General features: G+C 42.9%; 14 protein-coding genes. 7 read left to right on the top strand and 7 right to left on the bottom strand.

The features are described 5' to 3' along the window. Positions 1-136 precede the first annotated feature (136 nt). Both NSTC745_RS31300 and NSTC745_RS31295 read left to right on the top strand, forming a co-directional pair. Positions 137-1,678 carry a hypothetical protein gene (locus tag NSTC745_RS31300; protein ID WP_445634485.1) on the top strand — a complete coding sequence of 514 codons (1,542 nt, stop codon included), beginning with the start codon at positions 137-139 and terminating at the stop codon, positions 1,676-1,678. Then, entirely contained in the window at positions 1,675-5,703 is a 4,029-nt protein-coding gene (locus NSTC745_RS31295; RefSeq protein WP_445634484.1) for a TonB-dependent receptor, read from the top strand. Before NSTC745_RS31300 ends, NSTC745_RS31295 begins: the two co-directional genes overlap by 4 nt. A 41-nt stretch (positions 5,704-5,744) precedes the next feature. Here the strand turns inward: NSTC745_RS31295 and miaB are convergent, their stop codons facing one another. Then, on the bottom strand, positions 5,745-7,109 hold the full coding sequence (gene miaB, locus NSTC745_RS31290) for a tRNA (N6-isopentenyl adenosine(37)-C2)-methylthiotransferase MiaB (RefSeq protein ID WP_445634483.1): 1,365 nt from the start codon (positions 7,107-7,109) through the stop codon (positions 5,745-5,747). Positions 7,110-7,355: 246 nt separating this feature from the next. Between miaB and NSTC745_RS31285 the strand changes: the two genes are divergently transcribed. Next, on the top strand, positions 7,356-8,303 hold the full coding sequence (locus tag NSTC745_RS31285; RefSeq protein ID WP_445634482.1) for a glycosyltransferase family 2 protein: 948 nt from the start codon (positions 7,356-7,358) through the stop codon (positions 8,301-8,303). A gap of 438 nt (positions 8,304-8,741) precedes the next feature. Here NSTC745_RS31285 and NSTC745_RS31280 read toward each other — a convergent pair whose 3' ends face one another. Together NSTC745_RS31280 and NSTC745_RS31275 are read right to left on the bottom strand one after the other, a co-directional pair. Further along, on the bottom strand, positions 8,742-9,527 hold the full coding sequence (locus NSTC745_RS31280; RefSeq protein WP_445638728.1) for a nucleoside phosphorylase: 786 nt from the start codon (positions 9,525-9,527) through the stop codon (positions 8,742-8,744). A gap of 58 nt (positions 9,528-9,585) precedes the next feature. After that, positions 9,586-10,182, bottom strand: coding sequence for a macro domain-containing protein (locus NSTC745_RS31275; RefSeq protein WP_445634481.1), 597 nt, complete (start codon positions 10,180-10,182; stop codon positions 9,586-9,588). A gap of 384 nt (positions 10,183-10,566) precedes the next feature. On the opposite strand from NSTC745_RS31275, the gene NSTC745_RS31270 reads away from it, so the two are divergent. The 3 genes from NSTC745_RS31270 (at position 10,567) to NSTC745_RS31260 (ending at position 15,718) form a co-directional block, all read left to right on the top strand. Next, positions 10,567-12,339 (top strand): diguanylate cyclase domain-containing protein, encoded by a 1,773-nt coding sequence (locus NSTC745_RS31270; protein ID WP_445634480.1) that lies wholly within the window; start codon positions 10,567-10,569, stop codon positions 12,337-12,339. Positions 12,340-12,634: 295 nt separating this feature from the next. Next, positions 12,635-14,638, top strand: coding sequence for an elongation factor G (gene fusA / locus NSTC745_RS31265; protein WP_445634479.1), 2,004 nt, complete (start codon positions 12,635-12,637; stop codon positions 14,636-14,638). Between the two features lie 216 nt (positions 14,639-14,854). Continuing rightward, positions 14,855-15,718 carry a GNAT family N-acetyltransferase gene (locus tag NSTC745_RS31260; protein ID WP_445634478.1) on the top strand — a complete coding sequence of 288 codons (864 nt, stop codon included), beginning with the start codon at positions 14,855-14,857 and terminating at the stop codon, positions 15,716-15,718. A gap of 133 nt (positions 15,719-15,851) precedes the next feature. Here NSTC745_RS31260 and NSTC745_RS31255 read toward each other — a convergent pair whose 3' ends face one another. Both NSTC745_RS31255 and NSTC745_RS31250 read right to left on the bottom strand, forming a co-directional pair. Next, positions 15,852-16,595, bottom strand: a complete 744-nt coding sequence (locus NSTC745_RS31255; protein ID WP_445634477.1) for a 3-oxoacyl-ACP reductase family protein — start codon at positions 16,593-16,595, stop codon at positions 15,852-15,854. 29 nt (positions 16,596-16,624) lie between these two features. After that, complete coding sequence (locus NSTC745_RS31250; RefSeq protein ID WP_445634476.1) at positions 16,625-17,362, bottom strand: M50 family metallopeptidase; 738 nt, start codon at positions 17,360-17,362, stop codon at positions 16,625-16,627. 143 nt (positions 17,363-17,505) lie between these two features. Here NSTC745_RS31250 and NSTC745_RS31245 point away from each other — a divergent pair, with 143 nt between their 5' ends. Next, on the top strand, positions 17,506-18,492 hold the full coding sequence (locus NSTC745_RS31245; RefSeq protein ID WP_445634475.1) for a hypothetical protein: 987 nt from the start codon (positions 17,506-17,508) through the stop codon (positions 18,490-18,492). A 366-nt stretch (positions 18,493-18,858) separates the two neighbouring features. Here NSTC745_RS31245 and NSTC745_RS31240 read toward each other — a convergent pair whose 3' ends face one another. Next, positions 18,859-19,740, bottom strand: a complete 882-nt coding sequence (locus NSTC745_RS31240) for an FHA domain-containing protein (RefSeq protein ID WP_445634474.1) — start codon at positions 19,738-19,740, stop codon at positions 18,859-18,861. A 319-nt stretch (positions 19,741-20,059) separates the two neighbouring features. Next, a complete protein-coding gene (gene pgl, locus NSTC745_RS31235; RefSeq protein WP_445634473.1) occupies positions 20,060-20,782 on the bottom strand; it encodes a 6-phosphogluconolactonase in 723 nt (240 codons plus the stop codon). Positions 20,783-21,229 lie beyond the last annotated feature (447 nt).

Genomic DNA, 21,229 nt, shown 5'->3' with positions numbered 1-21,229 from the left:
ATACAGTTTTAAACTGCTACCATTACGCTGCCTGACAGTCGAATTCATTGTCAATTATAACTCCTAATTCTGACTCCTGAATTCTGACTCCTGAATTCTATTTTTTTATTAACAATAAGCTTGCCATCGAGAGGAGATGCGTTCAGTGAGCCGTCCTCAAAAACAAAAACAAATTAATTTTAGTAGTAGCTGGTGGCAAAGATTAACAGCAAGTCTTCTGCTGGGAAGTTTTTTATATACTAGTTTACCTAGATCGGCGACAGCCCAACAAAATAATAGTCAAGTTGCATCTTCCGCAATCACAAATCAAGCTACTTATACTTATACAGACCCAGCTAGTAATTATCAATATCAAGGAAGTTCTAGTCAGCTTAACGTTACTCCTAGCCCATTACTTGACCCATTAGGAAGGATTTTAGGTTGTGCTGGTACGCTTTTACCCGACTATACAGGTTTTTCAGTTGGGGTATACGAACTTAACCCTAGCGACCCGACGGGCACAGAATTGGGCAGTTTAGCTGCTTTGACTCGTACAGAGTTACCGGATATTCCTAATAACAATGTGCCTGGGGGAAAATCGCCAAATATTGAAAATAGTAACCCATATTTCATTACAAATAATCCTGCTGGTGTCTACAGTTTTTTACTCGATCCAAACAAAGGTCAAACCGAGCCGGGTAGAACCTATATTTTTGTAGTCAATCCACCATCAAATTCTATCTACAGACAACGGCGCGTCAAGATTGAAATTATTTCCAAAGATAGTAATGATGTCGTGCGATACATCGCTACTTCTTTGGATGGGCAACCAATCAGTCTTACAGGCGAAACCAGAGTAGAGCAAACAGTTATTTTAGTTCCCAATGCAGAAACAGTGGGATTGGATTTATTAGCCTTTGAATTTACTACAAATTTGTGTCAAGCCAATCAGTTGCAGATTATTAAAACAGGCGATCGCGCTACTGCTGAACCTGGAGATACGGTAATCTACCGCCTCTCAGTAAAAAATCTCGCTGATATTGGTTTAAACAATGTAGTTATCACCGACAACCTCCCTTTAGGATTCCATTTCTTGCCAAAATCTGTACAGGGAGAGATGGATGGTACAGCAGTTCCTATCACCTCGGAACGGAACGGAAATACGGTGATATTCCGCACAGACATGACGATTCCCACAGGGAAAGTCTTGAATATTGCCTACGCTGCTCAATTAACAGCCGATGCTATGCGTGGTAATGGTCGCAACAGTGCGATCGTTAATGCTCAACGAATTGATAACCGTTTTAGCACTAAGGATGGCCCAGCAACACACCAACTGAAAATTCGTCCCGGAATCGTTTCTGATTGTGGCACGATTATCGGTCGGGTGTTTATTGATAAAAACTTTGATGGCGAACAGCAGCGTGGTGAGCCTGGAATACCCAATGCAGTGGTTTTTCTAGAAGATGGTAACCGCATCACTACAGATCCGAATGGTTTGTTCTCTCTAGCTAATGTCTTACCTGGATACCACACAGGTGTTCTAGACCTCAGTAGTGTAGCTGGCTATGCCCTAGCCCCCAATAAAAAATTCCGCGAGCGCAATAGCCAATCTCGCCTAGTGCATTTAGAACCAGGTGGGTTGGTACGTATGAACTTCGGTGTCACCCCCACATTTCAGGAAACAGTCAAAAAATGAAACCTAGACTGCACACTATTTTCAACTTGAGGTTGATGGGGGCGATGCCGGTAGCTCTCAGCCTCTTTTTGTATCCTGCCATAGTCCAAGCAAAAATCACCAATGAAAACCTGTTTTTGCAAGCACAGGAGGGTGTCGAAGATCGAGCGGTTGAAAATAAGGTGGTTGAAAAAAGTATGGATGTGAATTCTGGGGTTGGTGATTCAATATCTCAAAATATCGCGCAAAGACGCAGCGAAAAGTCTGTAGATGCTTCTGCGGTTTCCCGTAGGTTGCGCTGGCTGGCGGCGAACAGAACTTTTCAAGGCAAAGGCGCAAAGGTTAGGAGAATAATTCGCCAAAGCTTAAATTCTTCTGGTTTGTCGGCAAGTTCTAGACAGGAGTTTCGAGTTGTTGAATTGGCCTCAAATTCTCTAGCATCGGCTACTGTCCAACCCAGTGAAACGGAAATACAACCATTTCAACCAGCAACTTCTGTGGAATTGCCTAGAGGTTTACGCAAAATTGCAGGAATAGAAGACAAGAAAGACCAATCTCCAAGGGAAATACAACCATTTCAACCAGCAACTTCTATAGAGTTACCTAAAGGGTTACGCAAAATTGCTAATGGGGATGTGCTAGGGGGACAGGGAGACGCGGGGACGAGGGGACAAGGGGCGAATGAAAATATGCCTGTGTCTTCACCTCCACCGATTTCTACAGGAATCAAAATCTTGACTCCGACGGCTGACAGTGTTGTAGATGTACAAGCTACTACGATAATTGTGCAGTTTCCTGCTGGTAATCAAGTGGAATTACGGGTAAATGGAGTATTGGTAGATCCTTCCTTGGTGGGGCGGACGGAAACTGATGCGAGTACTAACTTAGTAAAGCAGACATGGTATGGTGTTTCGTTACAAGAAGGTCAAAATACTATATCTGCACAGGTAGTTGGGGGAACAGAAGCGCCTGCAACGGTTCAGGTTGCAGTCCGAGGAGCACCACAGCAATTAACTTTAGAAACTGTTGAGTCTCGTATCCCAGCAGATGGACGTTCTACGGCTACAATCCGAGGTCAACTGCTCGATGCAAGTGGCAATCGCTCTAATTATGATGCTGTTGTCACTTTGATACCTACTGCCGGGGACTTTGTGGAGAAAGATTTTAAACCCGATGAACCTGGATTTCAAGTAGAGGCCAAAGGGGGGCAATTTACAGCAACGTTACGATCGCAACTCAAAGCGGAAACTGTCACAATTAGAGCGATCGTTAATAATTTAGAAGCCTTTACCCAGTTGCAATTTGAAACGGCTCTGCGTCCAAGTTTGCTGACTGGGGTCATAGATTTACGTTTGGGTGCTAGAGGTACAAATTATTATGGCAGTTTACGTGATTTCATCCCTCCCGACAAAGACAATCGAACGCAATTAGATTTCCATTCTGCGATATTTGCCACGGGTACCATCGGGGAGTGGTTATTTACAGGCGCATATAACAGTTCTCGTAACTTAAATGAAGATTGTAACTGCGATAATCGCTTGTTTAGAACTTACCAGTTTAGCGAGCAAAACTATCCTGTCTATGGCGATAGCTCAAAAGTTGATGTGGTGGCTCCTTCCATTGACAGCGTGTTTCTGCGTTTTGAGCGTTCCACCGGTATAGCTGGATCTTCCCCTGATTTTGCCATGTGGGGTGACTATAACACAGAAGAATTTGCGCGGCGATCGCAGCAATTTACTTCTATCACTCGCCAACTCCACGGCTTTAAAGCTAACTACAATTTAGGCGATTTACAAATTACAGGTTTTTATGGCAATAACCTAGAAGGATTCCAACGAGATACCATTGCTCCCGATGGTACTAGTGGTTATTATTTCCTCTCTCGCAGACTCCTACAACCAGGGAGCGAAAATGTTTTTATTGAATTAGAGGAACTAAATCGTCCTGGAACTGTATTGGAACGCAAACAGCTAAATCGAGGCCCAGACTACGAAATCGACTACGATCGCGGTACCCTATTATTCCGCGAACCTATTCTTCGCACCGATATCGATGAAACCGGACAAGTCTTGGTACGTCGGATTGTTGTTAGCTATCAATATGAAAGTGAAGACTCTGATAGCAATATCTTTGCTGGTCGTTTGCAATATAATCTTTCCCGCGAACTTAACCGAGAAAGCTGGATTGGAGCAACCTACGTCCAAGAAAATCAGGGTGTGCGTGATTTTCAACTGTATGGCGCAGATGCGCTGATTGCTCTAGGTGACAAGGGTAAACTAATTGCAGAATACGCCCATTCGAGTAATGATTCTGATGTTGTGGGAAAGGTTAGGGGTGATGCCTATCGTTTAGAAGCTGAAGGACAAATTGCTAATGGGATTCAAGGACGCGCCTATTATCGGTTTGCCGATACAGGTTTTGCCAATAATGCCACCATCAGCTTTGTACCGGGACAAACTCGTTATGGAGCGCAGGTTATAGCTAAACTGAGTCCAAGTACTAATGCCAGGGTGCAATACGACCATGAAGATAATTTTGGCATTGCTCCCCAACCGCTAGATACTTTTGAAGAATTATTTGCACCTCGTAATGACGCTATACCAGGGAGTAAAGTTGATAATTCCCTGACGACAATTACTGCTGGGATTCAACAACGCTTGGGTAGCGCCATCTTCGATCTCGATTGGATTCATCGCGATCGCCAAGACCGCATTTCACCCGATGCTTTGAGTGGTAATTCCGATCAATTGCGATCGCGTTTCACAGTTCCCATCGCTAAAAACCTGACTTTCCAAGCCCAAAACGAACTCAGCTTATCTTCACAAAAAGATAGTGTTTATCCAGACCGTACCATCTTCGGGTTGAATTGGGCGGTAATTCCTGGTGTGAATGTCAGTCTCGCTCAACAGTTTTACAGTAGCGGTCAATTGTCTGGTAACTCCATCACCAGCTTGAATGTCAACGGCGAACACAAACTTGGCAGAGATACTACCATAACTGGTCGTTACTCAATTTTGGGTGGCGCCAATGAACTGACTACCCAAGGTGCGATCGGTTTAAATAACCGTTGGACTATTGCTCGTGGATTGCGGTTGAATTTAGCTTACGAACACGTATTTGGTAACTTCTTCAACCGGACTGCGGCCGGTCAACAATATCCCCAACCCTACGCCTATGGTCAAGCTGCATCGGCCATTGGATTTGATGGTGGCGATAGTTACAGCGTTGGCTTGGAATACAGCGATAATCCGCAGTTTCAAGCAAGTGCCCGCTACGAGCATCGCTCTTCTTCTGGCGGCAGTAATACAGTAATTACCGCAGGTGCAGTAGGTAAAATTTCTCCATCTTTGACGGCTCTGGTACGTTATCAACAAGCAAATTCTGCCAATCAAAGACTTTCAGGATTGGCAGATACCGCTAATCTGAAGGTGGGTTTAGCTTATCGCGACCCCCACAGTGATAAATTTAATGCTTTATTACGTTATGAATATCGCCAAAATCCAGCGATTATTCCTGAGACGATTCTCTTAGGTAGTGGTACGGGTTCCCAAGACCATACTTTTGCTTTAGAAGCTATCTACGCCCCTAACTGGCAATGGGAATTCTACGGTAAGTATGCTCTGCGTAACAGTACTTCTTATTTGGCTAACGATTTAGTTGGTACTAGTACAGTGAATCTGGCACAATTACGAGCTACTTATCGTTTGGGATATAGCTGGGATTTAGTTGGTGAGGCTCGCTGGATTGGTCAATCTAATTACAGTGAGACAGGTTTTGTTCTGGAAACGGGTTACTACCTGACTCCTAATTTGCGCCTTTCTGCTGGATATGTTTTTGGTGAAGTCGATGATAGGGATTTTTCTGGAACGCGATCGGCTGGTGGGCCATATTTGGGTTTAACTGTCAAGCTTGATGACTTGTTTGATGGTTTTGGACAGCAAAAACCAGTGCCACGTCAGCAACAAAAGCCGAATACAACAGAGGCACAGATGAAAACAGAGACGCATCAAGGCGCGTCTCTAGATGAAGCAAATATGGAATTGTAATTATGACCAAACCCAAATTTCAGAGCAAATATCGTATTTTCCTAGACAGACAAAGCTTGTCTGGTTTCAACTGGTTCACCAGTCAAACTAAAAGCCCGAACTTCAGTAATTTTTACCTTCACCAACTGGCCTTTCAATTGTTTGATGTCCCCAGTGAAAAAGGTTAAACGATTACCGCCTGTGCGCCCCATGACTTGAGTTTTATCTTTGGGGTTTTGGTCTTCTACTAGAACTTCTTCAATGCGTCCGAAGTAACGTTGCGATCGCTCGCTTGCTTTGATACTTACTAAATGATTCAATCTTTGTAGGCGATCGCTTTTTACTTCTTCACTCAGTTGATTGTCCCACAAAGCAGCGGGTGTTCCTGGACGTGGCGAATATGCGGCTGTATTCAACATATCAAAGCCTATATCTTCCACCAGTTTCAGAGTATTTTCAAACTGTTGTTCTGTCTCCCCAGGAAATCCCACAATTGCATCGGCGCTAATTGAAGCATCTGGCATATATCGCCGAATTGTATCAATAATTCGGCGGTATTTTTCATGGGTATAACCCCGCGACATCGCCTTTAAAACTTCATTATCCCCAGATTGAAAGGGAATGTGGAAGTGTTCGCAAACTTTGGGTAATTCAGCACAAGCCCGAATTAGCCTTTCAGTAAAATAACGGGGATGGCTGGTAGCAAATCTTATCCTTTCAATTCCTGGCACATCGTGGACGTAATACAGTAAATCTGTAAAGTTGTGGAGATGCCGTCCTTCTGGTGTAGCTCCTGGCAAATCTCTGCCGTAAGCGTCAATATTTTGACCGAGTAAAGTAACTTCCTTGTAACCTTGTTGTCCTAATTCTGCCATTTCTTTGCGAATAGCTTCTGGGGTGCGAGATTGTTCTACACCGCGCACATTAGGAACTACACAGTAAGTGCAGCGTTCGTTACAACCGTAAATCACATTCACCCAAGCAGTGACTTTACTATCTCGTCGTGGCTGGGTGATATCCTCCATAATGTGAACCGGCTCGGTTGCTACAACTTGGTTACCCTCAAACACTGATTCCAGCAAATCTTTGAGGCGGTTGGCGTGTTGCGGTCCCATTACTAAGTCTAATTCCGGTACGCGCCGCAACAGCGCTTCGCCTTCTTGTTGGGCAACACAACCAGCAACAATCAAGGTTAAATCTGGCTGCTCGTGCTTGCGCTTGGCTTGCCTGCCAAGGTAGGAATAAACCTTTTGCTCGGCATTATCTCGAATTGTGCAGGTATTGTAGAGAATCACATCTGCATTATTTGGATCTTCTGACCATTCAAAGCCCATGTCTTCCATTACGCCAGCCATGCGCTCTGAGTCAGCTTTATTCATCTGACAACCGAAAGTAGTGATGTGATAGTGGCGTTTAGAAGTGGTCATGGGGAATTATGCTTAATTAGCCTAATGTATATAAACTTTATTTCTATTTTATAACGCTCTTAACCAACGTTAGGTAATGCTGCTACATAAAACCTAGACAACGCCAGTACTTGACGTTGCTAGAGGAGCCAATACTCAATTCCTAAAAATGTGTATACAATTAAACATTAGATTTGGGAATAATCGCTCATAAAGCAGCGATCGCAATTATTGTACTACTGAGTAAATATCAACAATTTATTAAATATGCCTAAAATTACTGTTTGTATTCCTACTTTTAATCGTATCTCTCTACTGCCTTATGCGATCGCCAGCGTACTTAATCAGTCAGAGCAAGACTTTGAATTAATTGTTTGTGATGACGGTTCTAGCGATGGAACACCTGAGTTAATGTCTGAGTACGCAGACCATCGGATTAAATATATTCGTCATCCACAAAATATTGGAAAAAGCAATAATATGCGCTCTGGTTTTGATGCTGCCAGCGGTGAATATTTTATGAAGTTTGATGATGACGACCGACTGACACCTGATTTTCTCGCAAATACAACAGCTATTCTTGACCGAGACTTTAGTATTGATTTTGTTGGTACAGACCATTGGATAATTGATATTAACAACATCCGAGATGAGGTAAAAACTCAGGAAAATTCTCATCGCTGGGGGAGAAAGAATTTACCAGCAGGTGTAGTAGATAATCTTCTAGAAGTTGTATTTATCGATCAAAGCTTTCAAATTGGAGCAACATTATTTCGGCGTAAGACACTTCAAGAATTAGGATTTATGCTGCCCAATATGCAAAATTGCGAGGATAATGATTTATTTGTGCGGCTGGCTTTAGCTGGAAAAAAAGGTTATTATTTACCAGAATTGCTGATGGAATATCGTTGCCACGCAGAACAGCAAGGTATCAATAGAGCTATTCCATATTTATTTGATAAAGTTCAGTATTTAGAAAGTTATAACTTTGAATCTGAAAAACTAGAAAAAATTAGACAAAATCGTTTAATGGAAACGCAGTTATTATTAGGCTTGCGTTTAATCGAAAAGGGAGAAATGCAAAAAGGTAGAGAACTAGTTTTAGCAGGAAAATCTTATTCGACTGCTAAGGCTTGGACTGGCTTAGGGTTATCGCTGTTACCATTTGCCCTACGAGGTAAGGCGTTTGATGCATTGCGACAGATGCGGGGTTAGACATTGGCATATTCCAATGCGGTTCAGCTAGAACCAAAAAGCTTAACCTGTGTAGGTTGGGTTGAGTAACGAAACCCAACTTTTTTCGGAGTTTGTTGGGTTGAACGAAGTGAAACCCAACCTACGATTCTAATAACTTCTTGACCATTCATCAATAATAATCAAAATTGTTTGATCGCCCAAGTTTTTAACAGACTTTATTACATCACGATAATCTTCAAACTCTTGCTTTGGTTTCTTACGTCGAGGATCAAATATAGGAATCCAATTTTATTATTGAAAAAATTTAAGTATGTGTAGTGGACTGACACAGCTAATTTGGTGCATTAGCAAAAATCAAAAACGTTGGTTTTTTTCAATACCTCAAAAATCTATTGCATCATTTTAGTCGTGTCAGTCCACTACGTGTATTTCTCCAAATCAAATATGAGTCCTATATTAATTACCCGGCTCAAATATTGTTGTTGCTGCGCGTACAGCAGTGGCGATCGCATTTTTCACAGCACTATCTCTCTGTTCTAAAATAATATTTTCACTGACAGTACGACCAGCAAGTACGCCACAAATAGCTGCTGCAGCAAAATTATACACTCCAGCCATTTTAAATAACGTGCCGGATTCCATCTCATAATTCAAGATATTTAATCGTCGATATTCTTCTGTAATACCATGCAGCGATCGCATTAAATTTGGATTTGCGGAATCAGTGCGTTCTTGTCCTTCATAAAAAGTATCAACTGATGCCGTAATTCCTAAATAATAGTCAACCTTTAATTCTTGCGCGGCTTTAACTAAGGCAACTGTGAGAAAAGGGTCGGCTGCGGCTGGATATTCCACAGGTGCAATATCATTTGCCGCACCTTGGCGGCACAATGCTGCATTGCTAATAACAACACTACCAACAGCGATATGGGGTTGAATGGAACCACAAGTTCCAATGCGAATAATTTGCCGAATGCCTACTTGTACCAACTCATTCACAACAATACTTAATGAAGGCGCACCCATACCACTAGTAGCAGATAAAATGGGGCGACCATTAGGTAAAAATCCCAGATAGCTATTGAGTCCGCGATTTTCTGACAACAAACGTACATCTTGTAAATAAGTTTGGGCAATGAGACGCGATCGCTCTGGGTCGCCAGATAATAGGGCTATGGTGGGAAGCAATGAACCTAAATCATCTTGTCCGAAGCCAATGTGATAGAAGTGTTTATTTGGCATAGCGTTGAGAATAGCGATCGCCCCAGCAGGATACCACACCAGGGTCTTTTTTGAGACTTTACCTAGAATCTCCTTCCCATATCTGAAGTTGTCTTTCGGCTGCAACTATACAATTGAGACGCTTGGGTGGATACAAAAAATGATCGTAGGCTAAAGCCATCTGTCTAGCAGCCTCAGTATATGGGACTCTTCCTATTCCAGTACCCAATCCAGGACAGGCAATGGTGTTAATTTTTTGCTTAGCGTGTTGATTATGACGCCGAATTGCTAGCAGCATCGCCCACATTGCTATATAAGGAATATCTGTCCCAGCAATAATCATGGGAACTCGCATGGTTGGTGTATGAGCCAAAAAATGATGCTTGTGATGACCTGTTTCCACAATCATAGATGTTCCCACAGGCTGTTCGCCCAAATAATCCTCAAGAATACGCTGCTGCACTCTTGCCATCAGCGAACGACCAAAGAAACGGATAATAGCAGCATCTATGCCACCATCCATCATTCCGAAAGAGTTCGCAGGACTGACCAGACAATCAAAATCTGGCAACCACTCGAAATAGTTATTCACTATTTCTACATTGGGTAAGTAATTAAAATTCTGTTGAAAGGCTGCACACAACAATGGGTTGGGAGCTACCAATATCAGTTTCAAGCTTTTATTTCCTCCGCTTGAATACCTATTTTAAACGTCAGCTGGGGCAAGCATCAACAGTTTTTCTCTATTATCAGTATTTTCTTCCATATCTACTTTGTGGTATCGCTTTAAGTAACACTTGTGCTAATTGCAACAAAACTATTATCTCATTAACAAAATTTACTTATTTTTAACTTGTTTGGAATGGGGTACTAACAGTAATAAACAGCAAGTATTATGCTTTGAATTTTAATTTAATCTTTTAATAGAATGAGTTGTAGCAGAGTTAAACTTAAACAAAGGTTTGGTATAAGTTAATATAAAACAATTACAGAAGATAGTGTTTACTTTCATTTTTTATAAATAAAACAATTTAAATTATCATTTTTTATAGGGAACAAAATGTTACATAACATCACTAAAATATCTGCTGATTTATTGTGTAAACTTTTACGACAACCCAGTGTTAGCGATTTAATAGCTCAATTGCATGAAAAAAACATTCAAATTCAGCAATTAGAAGAACAAGAAAGGGCGCTTTATAGAGTTATTAGTAAAATCAGGGCTTCTCTAGAGTTAGAAACAATTTTTCGTACAGCCACTAAGGAAACTTGCAAGTTACTCCGCGTTGAACGAATTGCCGTCTATCGTTTCCATAATAACTGGGGTGGAGAATTTGTCAACGATTTTGAGTTTGCAGAGCCTGGATGGGATGATGTAGAGACATTAGGAAAAAATACACTTTGGAATGACTCTTATTTACAAGAACATCAAGGTGGACGTTATCGTAATAATGAAACTTTAGTAGTTTCAGATGTCTACTCAATAGGCTTGTCCCAATGCCATTTAGAAATTTTAGAACAGTTCCATATTCGAGCTTATGCAACTGCACCAATTTTTGTAGGAAAAAAACTTTGGGGAGTACTGGCTGCTTATCAGCACTCACAGCCACATGAATGGAAAAAATTAGAAATACAGTTTTTGTCTCAGATTGCAACGCAGTTAGGATTTGCAGTTAAACAGGCAGAATTCTTAGCTCAAGCAGAACAAAAAGCAGCAGAACTGCATACAGCAAACCAGCAGCAAGAGATTCTGTTTAATTTAGTTGCTGAAATTCGTGAATCTCTGAATTTAGACACTTTGTTTAAGACAACTGTACGAGAAGTTCGTAAAGCTCTTCGTGCAGATCGGGTCGTCATCTTTCGATTCGATCCCAAATCAAACTATATCTCTGGCGAATTTGTCTCTGAGAATGTATTGCCCGATTGCGATTCAGTGATTGGCATCAAAGTGAAGGATCATTGTTTTAGTGAAAAATATGCAGTTCCTTATCACCAAGGCCGTATACAGGTATTCTCAAATATTTATCAAGCTGGGCTACAAGATTGTCATCTTCAACTCTTAGAGCAATTTCAAATCAAGGCACAAATTGTTGTACCTCTCATGAAAGGAAAAACTTTGTGGGGATTATTATGCGTTCATCAATGCACTGGTTCGCGCGAGTGGAATATGTTTGAAATTAAATTTATTAGGCAATTAGCAGCTCAGTTTAATGTAGCTTTAGAACATTCAGAATTATTAGAGCAATCCCACTTCCATGCTAATCAACTGGCCCAAGCGAATCATGCTTTAGAACTGGCAAATTCTAAGTTAGAAAAACTTAGTAAGTTAGATGGTCTAACTAAAATAGCTAACCGTCGTTGTTTTGATGAATTTTTAGAAAAGGAATGGAATCGACTAAAACGAAGTGGAAATTATTTATCTTTAATTTTATTTGATATTGACTATTTCAAAGATTATAACGATTATTATGGACACATAGCAGGGGATGAATGCTTAATACAAGTTGCTCGTGCCGCACAAATTGTATTAAAGCGTCCTACCGATCTACTAGCTCGTTATGGTGGTGAAGAATTTATTGTCCTTTTGCCTAATACAAACGAATCAGGTGCTATAAAAGTAACTAGCTTGATTCATCAATCTATTGAAAAATTAAAAATTTCTCATACCAAAAAGAATAACTCTCAATATTTTGTCACCGTCAGTTTAGGTGTGGCGACTCAAATCCCAACAGCTAAAAGTTCCGCTCAAGAGTTAGTTGATGCAGCTGATAAAGCTTTGTATAAAGCTAAAGAACAAGGACGCAATAGATGGGTTTGTGCTGGAAAAATCTGAGAGGTTGTTTGTTAACTGTTGACTGATGGCTAAAACTAAGGGTGTATGGTGTGTATTCGGTGAGAGTACGGCACCGCCAGAAATTTGCGGTGCGTTAGGACGATAGTCCTAACGCACCCTACCGGACTCAAATCTTTTCTGGTAATGGTTTTTTTGACTCGTGCATACACCGTAGCTTAAAAAAGGAGGCAACCTCTGTTAAGAGCCTTTTCTTTTATCTATACTACATATATAATACAAAACATATCACCATTTTAGTGGTGACTATTTGTCCCTTGAACAAAAAGGAAATTTTATGATCCCGCGAGAACGCGTCCGCAATATTGGTATTTCTGCCCACATCGACTCTGGTAAAACTACGCTAGCAGAGCGAATTCTCTTCTACACAGGCAGAATCCATGCTATTGAGGAGGTGAAGGGAGGCGGCAAGGGCGCAACAATGGATTTTATGCCGGAGGAAAAGCTACATGGTATTACCATCACCTCCGCTGCAACAACCTGTCAGTGGCACGATACTCAAATCAATTTAATTGATACACCAGGACATGTTGATTTCACTATTGAAGTAGAGCGTGCCCTGCGGGTACTTGATGGGGCAGTAATGGTGCTGTGTGCCGTGGCGGGCGTGCAGTCCCAGTCCATCACAGTGGATCGGCAGATGAAACGCTACCGCGTGCCGCGTTTGGCATTCATCAATAAGATGGATCGGATGGGTGCAAATCCATTTCGTGTAGTACAGGCAATACGCGATCGCCTGCAATTAAACGCCGTATTACTCCAATATCCCATCGGTAGCGAAGACCAATTCCAAGGTGTAATTGACCTAGTGGAAATGACCGCTCACTACTTTGAGGGTGAAAACGGTGAAAATTGGCTGAAACAGCGAATTCCCGACATGCTTGTGGAAGCAGCACAAGAGGCGCGGGAGAAATTGCTAGATGCTTTGTCGCTATTCTCCGAACCGATGACCGAGATGTTGTTGTCAGGTAAAGAGATTCCCCAAGAACTGATTTGGCAAACCATTCGCCAAGCAACTTTGAGCCTGGAACTCACACCAGTACTGCTGGGTTCGGCATTCAAAAACAAAGGAGTGCAAAATCTGTTGGATGCGATCGCTCTTTATCTACCATCTCCAGTGGATAGGGAAGTAGTCAAAACCGCAGAATCAGTCAGTATCTACCCTAACCCGGATGCCTCCTTGGTGGCTTTGGCGTTCAAACTCACCGTTGAGTCCTTCGGACAGTTGACCTACACTCGTATTTACTCTGGGACATTAAAGCCTGGTGATACCGTTTATAACTCCCGTACAGAACAACGGGTGCAAATCGGTCGCTTGGTGAGAATGCACGCCAACAAGCGCGAAGAGGTGAAAGTTGCAGTGGCTGGGGATATTGTTGCTCTGTTGGGTGTAGATTGCGCCTCTGGCGATACATTATGTACCGGGGAAACACTAGTATCTCTGGAAAAGATGTATGTGCCGGAACCAGTGATTACGCTGGCAATTACACCCAAAAAGCAAGAAGATAGCGATCGCCTTTCCAAAGCACTCAACCGCTTTCAACGGGAAGATCCCACCTTCAGGCTCAGCATCGACCCGGAATCAGGAGCAACTTTGATTTCTGGCATGGGCGAACTCCACCTGGAAATTTACTTAGAACGGATTCAAAGGGAATACAATGCTGAAGTTTATGTCGGTACTCCCGCTGTGGCGTACCGGGAAACCATTGGACAAAAAGCTACTTTTGACTATCGATTTAAAAAACAATCAGGCGGCCCTGGTATGTACGCCCATATTATTGGGTGGATTGAACCGACAGATGAGCCATTTGTTTTTGAGAATCGGGTAGTTGGGGGTGCGATTCCCAAAGAGTACATCCCCGCGTGTGAAAAAGGTTTCCGGGAGGCGATGGAATCAGGAAAGCTGTCAGGCTATCCGGTGACCGGGGTGAAAGTCGTTTTGGAGGGGGGTTCATATCACCCCATTGACTCTTCAGAATTGGCATTCCGGTCGGCTTCTCATCAAGCCCTTGAGGGTGCGATCGCCAAAGCCAAACCCTACACCAAAGAACCAATTATGCTCGTAGAAGTGGAAACACCAAACGAGTTCATGGGAAGAGTCCAGGGTGACCTTTCCTCCCGTCGAGGTTTGCTGTTGGGTTCCGAGACAATGCAAGGATATTCAGCGATCCGGGCAGAAGTACCGCTAGCGCGAATGTTTGGCTATTCTACAGACTTGCGATCGCTCACTTCTGGTATGGCTACCTTTTCAATGGAATTTGCCTGCTATAAACAGTCCTAATCCACATTCGCAATTAGCATCTTGAAGTAATTTAATTTAGGGGCACAGAATAACTGTGTCCCTTTCATTTTTGCTAGGTTTTGAATTATCGTTATCTCGATTCGACTTGCTATTTCTTCTGGTTTACCTATAAAATCCTTTAATTTTGATGTCAAATCTTCGATCGCTAAGATCTAGGAATTCGGGAAACTAAATTTGCACACCCAGGAGTTTTTTGTGCCTAACTTGAAAACCCTACAACCTGGAGATGAGCCTTTACTCGAAGCATTCCTCTGCCAACATGCCGAGACTTCGATGTTTTTGCGCTCTAACTGGCGAGCTGCGGGACTGCTCGACCGGGGTGCAAGATTTCAAGGAACTTATGTTGCTGCGTACATAAATGAAGCTATCGTGGCGGTTGCAGCTCATTTTTGGAATGGGATGGTAGTAGTTCAAGCTCCTGTACATTTAGCAGAGGTGGTGCAAGCAGCAGTAACTCAATCTGGACGAGCCATTGCTGGAATTAGCGGCCCAGCCGCACAAGTTGAAGCGACAAAAAGCGTTTTGAGACTTAGCAACCGACCAACTCAGCTTGATGAGTCTGAGATATTATTTTCTCTGACGCTGGCAGACTTACAAATACCCCCAGCTTTAACAGCAAAAGAAGTGCAGTGTCGTTTACCACATCCAGAGCAGCTGGAATTACTGGCTCAATGGTGTGCTGCTTATAATATCGAAGCTTTAGGGCAAAAAGAAACTCCCGATTTAATACCAGCTTGCCGTCAAATAATTGAAGCGCGTCAAGCTAAGTCTATGCATTGGGTACTGATAGCAGAAAATACTCCAATTTCCTACTCTGCGTTTAATGCCACCTTACCTGATATTGTCCAAATTGGTGGAGTTTGGACACCGCCAGCGCTACGGGGTAAAGGCTACGCCAAATGTGTTGTAGCTGGCTCATTGTTAGAAGCGCGATCGCACGGAGTAAAACGTGCCATCCTATTTACAAGTCACGCTAACCAAGCAGCACAAGCAATTTATCGAGGAATTGGCTTTGTACCTACCGGCGAGAAGTATGGCTTAGTGTTGTTTGAAGGATGATGGGCATGGGGCAAAGGGGAAAGGGGAAAAGGGGAAAGATTAAATTTATTCCTTTTCCCTTTAACCTTTAACCTTTTCCCCTGCCTCAAGAGCCTCCCCTCTCCCTCATCTCTCCCATTCCATATTCACTGAATTAAGCCGTGAAGCCGCCGTCAATGTTCAAGCTTGCGCCGGTGACGAAACCAGCTTCGGGACTGGCGAGGTAGGAAACCATGCCAGCGATCTCGTCGCTGTGACCGTAGCGTTTGAGGGCAGTCATACCTTTGATATTGTCGGCAAAGGTGCCGTCTGCTGGGTTCATGTCGGTGTCCACTGGCCCCGGCTGAATGTTATTGACGGTGATGCCGCGAGGGCCGAGATCGCGGGCAAGACCCTGCGTGAAACTAGCGATCGCACCTTTGGTCAAGGCATAAACGGAACCGCCAGCAAACGGCACAAGGTCACTGTTGACGCTGCCGATGTTGATGATTCGTCCGCCTTCGCCCATGTGGCGGGCAGCTTCTTGGGTAGCTACAAACACACCCTTGATATTAATTGCAACGAGTCGGTCAAAGTCCTCCAAGGAGAACTCGTCGATGGGGGCTAAAACGGCGACGCCAGCATTGTTCACGAGGATATCGAGACGACCAAAGGCTTTCACGGTTTCAGCGACGGCGTTTTTTACTGCTTGGACATCGGCACTATCAGCGCGTATCGCCAAGGCTTTTCCACCAGCCAATTCGATGGCCTGTACTACCTCGTCGGCTTTTTGTGGCGAACTAGTGTAGGTGAGGGCTACGGCTGCGTCATCCTCCGCTAGACGTTTAGCGATCGCTGCCCCCAAGCCACGGGAGCCACCAGTAACCAATGCAACTTTTCCTGTCAGTTTTTTTGCCATGATTTGGTTGTGAGCGTAAATATACTATTTTACCGATAGGCAACGCGCAGACTTTGAACTAAAATCACCGCAGATGCGATCGCCATTAACCCGCCCCAAAACCAATAAGGCAAAAGTAAATACCGCTGCATTTGGGCTGTATCTGAGAGTCCAAGATAACCAGCAGAGCTACTAAATAAATAATCTAGTTGATGGTATGTACTCACACAAGCTTGTACGCCCAAAAATTGAATCGTAAAGCCTTGTACCCAACGAGGTGCCCTCAAGGCAATACCCAAAATTATTAAACCCAACAAAGGAATTGCCACCAACCCAAACCAAGAACGCACCCAAATTAATGTAGAAAATAACAAAAAACTCCCTAAGATTTTTAAGCTTAAGGAAGCTGCTTTAAAACTGCGGGAAGCGAGAATCAAGGCTGCACCGGCAAGAGGTGGCCCCATTGGCCCTGCTGCTGCGACCATTGCGGGGCCGATTGGCCCCAATGATGACCGAATACCATAAGTTGCAACGCCCGAACCATCACTAAAAATTTGCAATTTCTGAAATTGTCCTCCTAACAGGAGTGCCATTAAGCCGTGACCCATTTCATGAAACCAAGTTGCCAAGATCGTAAATGGGTATAAGATATAATCTCCTCCGGGAACTTGCCACAATAAAGCAGTAGCGATCGCCGCAGCAACTAGCCATTTTAGCCCCATGCGTTCAACAACTGGTGGAGCTTCTTTTGTCAGCAAGGTTTCAGAATTTTTGCTTGGTTCTTTCATAGATAACTCAAGTTTAGATTTTAGATTTTAGATTTTCTGCACGGAGCGATTGAGAGGCATTCAATTTTAGATTTTCAACATCTCAAATTGGCAAGTGTATTTTCATCTATCCTAGTGTAATTATTAAACTAATGGCGATTTCAATGCCTCTAAACCTTTTAGGTAAAGGTTTGGAGAGGGATTTTTACTGTACTTTAGGACTTCTTAAAATGAGCGATCGCGCAAATTATATCCTAATTGACAAAAATAATAATCTACGTACTTATTATGATAAATGGTGTCTTGGAACAATTAGTCGATGGCTGCTTTCTAACTCCGAACAAGCAATTTCTGATTTACGGTCTATGCAGCCAGATTCCGATTATCTTTTAAATGAAACTTGGTGCGATAGCGCAGTATTAATTGATGATTATAATCAAGTTTTAAAGTTCTTTATTGGTGCAGAAGCAAATGGATGGTCTTTTAATTATCCTCTCATACAAGCTGTTGTGTCACTCGCTCAAGAACGTTGGGTAGGTTGGAGTGTAAATTGGGCATATCAGGGTATAGCAGAAATATCTGAATATATTGGACTTAACCCTAAGTTTGTGCTTCCTAAAGATTATTTAAATTTTGAGTCTGTAAATCAAACAGAATTTTTTTCATATCAAGAGAAAGACCCACGAGCATTTGATTTTGATACAGGTGAAGTAATTTATCTTGAAAGTAGGTGGATAGAATCTTTGATTACAGTAAAGTATCTAAATAGTTCAATTTCTGACTATTGCTTTCCTTGGGACATACAAAATATTCTACTTTTAGGTACTAAATTACTAGCAATGCTTCAAACAAAACAGCCAACCTCTGTTTTGCCTAGCGAAGCACCTAACTATGAAGGCGATCGTTCCCACGACCATATTGAAAGCGGTGTTTACATAGACGAAATTAATAAAAAAATATATATTTGGTGGCGAAAGCCGAGAGAAAGAGGCTACATCTTAGAAAAGATTGTTCGGGTTTGGTCTGGTTGGTCAATAGAGCAGATAATCGGCGGTTTACAACAACAATATGAGTTATCAAATCGAAGCTTGCAAAATTTAACGATGAGTCCAGAGCAAGCTAAGGAAATGCTCATAAAATACTTCAAATAAAGATTTTTCGTTACTCAATAGACTTCTTGTATAAGTCTGGAAAAGGGAAAGGGGGAAGGGGAAAATGTTCTGTATTGTTCCCTTCCCCTTTAACCTTTACCCTTTTCCCCAAGAACGTTGGGTTACCCTGTGGGATATTGCTACGTTCCGCAACTCAACTTACATCTAGTTTTCTTAATGCGTGAATTTTGAATTGATATTAATAATACTCCCCAAAAAGGGGAGTTACTACACAGCATTTAATTACCTAAACTGAACAACATAGTTATCCATTGCTTGGCCGATGCCGTTGATTTGTTTATCATCCAAAATGAATGGTGAAGAAAGAAAATATCTACACTGATGTCACGATTGCTCGAAAATCAGTTAAGCAAGTTGAAACAAGAATGTCATCAAGTCTCCTTTGCCCAAACTAATGCGATCGCCTGGTCGCAAGCGGTGACGATTTCCCGGTAACAGCGGCAAATTATTAATGTAAGTGCCATTGGAACTTCCTACATCTTCTACATAATGAGCGTCACCTTCAACGCGAATATCTGCATGAATGCGGGAGACAATTTCTGAATTGGGAAATCCTGAAACATCAATATCTGGAGGAATCCGGTCATTAGGCTTGCCGATATGAATCACAGAGAGATTTTGCGGCAATTCAATCAACCTATCCGTTTGAACGTGGACTAGCCTTGCATTCACCTGCTGCAACTGGGTTCTGGCAGCAGTTACCGTTGGTGGTGGTGCTACTGGTGGAGGTACTTCAGCTGGTGGGGTTGGTGCTGGTTCCAAAGGTGGTGGTGTAGGAATACCTTGGCTAGATACCACAGGTTGAGCAGCGATGGTTGGCGGTGGTGTTGGGGGACTGTTTTCTGTAACAGATGGCTGTGGCGGAGTTACTGGAGCAGCCGCCACCGCTGTTGGTGGTAAGGATGAGCTAACAGGAGGATGGGAGTTCGGAGATCCGTTAATTCCCAAGGCATCTGGCTGTAAAAGTTCTACAAGAGGATCGGGTGTAACTAACGGCGGTACTTCCACGGGGATATCGGGAGTCACAGTTGCAGCCACTGGGGCATGAACGTGTGGAACTGCTGATGAGTGCAAGTTATAGCCACACTGACCGCAGAATGCAGCATCAGCCTGCACTGATGCCCCACAACTGGGACAGTGAGTAGTTGCTGGTAACGGCGTATAACAAGCTTCACACTGGACAGCACCGTCAGGATTGGGATGATTGCAATTAGGGCAGACGATCATCGATTTTAGCCTTTGTTCAAGATCATCATAAAAATAAAGAAAGCTGTCGCGCATCTAACGCAGCACATCTTTTCGTTTTGTTTGTTGACTTTTGACGGTCAACGAACCTCATGAATCACTGTGCAACTTAAAAGCGTAATAGCTTAGGACTGGCAAGCTCCAGGGGCGGCCTTAGCTTTCGATTCTAGCAATTACTCCTAAAGGGATGGGGAGATGGCTTCGCCTTGGGGAAAGGTAAAAGGGAAAAGGGAAAAAGGAGGGATCTTTCTTTTCCCCTTTGCCCTTTGCCCTTTGCCCCATGCCCAATACCCCCCTTTACTTAAGTTTGGAGTTCCGAACCTGCTGCTGCATCCAGAAGCCACCAAAGTTCTCCTTGGGGCTGAATTAAACGGGATGGGTAAGTGAAGTCATCGGCTACAGGTGCAAAGACTTGCGCCAAAGCAGGTCTTTTGTTAGCACCAGCAACCAGAAAAATCACGCTGCGAGCAGAGTTGATGAAGGGGTATGTAAAAGTTATCCGCTGGCTTTCGTTTTTGTTGCCCACAGCGACCAAGCGATCGCGTACTTTTAGTGCCTCTGTGTGGGGAAACAAAGATGCGGTATGTGCATCATCACCCATCCCCAGTAATATTACATCCAACACGGGAAACTCTGCCCCAGAAGAATTAAAAAATTCTTTTAGATGCTGTTCGTACTTAGCAGCAGCCTGGGCTGGGTCGGCTTCTAAAGTCGGTACGGCGTGAATGTTAGCAGCTGGGATATCAACACGATCTAGCCATGCACGACGCGTCATCAGTTCATTGCTATCGGGATGATCTGGCGGTACGTAACGTTCATCCCCCCAGAATACATGAATTTTATCCCAAGGCAATTTTTTATTGGCGATCGCTTCATATAACGGCTTAGGTGTACTACCGCCTGATAAAGCGATGGTAAATCGCCCCCGCTGCTCAATGGCAGTTTCTAACTTGGACAGAATTAATTCTAGCGCTCTAGCAACCAGCGCTGGCTGATCCGGTAGAACTTCAACCGTTTTGTTCATAGCTTTATCATCATATTGCTGGCTTCCAGCAATACAATACCTAACTTCTTACAATCCCCCTTTTTAACTTTTGAAACATTTAACATAGCGTTGACTGTTGAGTGTTGACTGATAACTGGGAAATAAATATTTTTCTCCCCTCGTTGTGTGATTTATCATAAGAGCGTCTACTTGAATAAACGTAGACGTACCTTGACGTACCTTATCCCTTTCACATTTAAGTTGTCAGTAGTCAGTCGTACTAACTACTGTACATAATTATTTTTCTTGACATCCAGTTACTTCATACTTGATTGATTGACGCTAGATGGGAAAAATTTATTCAAAATTTATAAAAATTTATAAAAATAACTAATTACTTAATTTTGGTTAGTACGCTAGCCTAGCTGTGCATTGGTGTCAACTAAGTAGAAGGACTAAATTAAACCTAACTTAAAATTACCGGGT

The organism is Nostoc sp. DSM 114161 (assembly GCF_052692665.1).
Note: the sequence above shows the minus strand (reverse complement) of the source record. Positions and strands in the feature narration are given on the sequence as shown.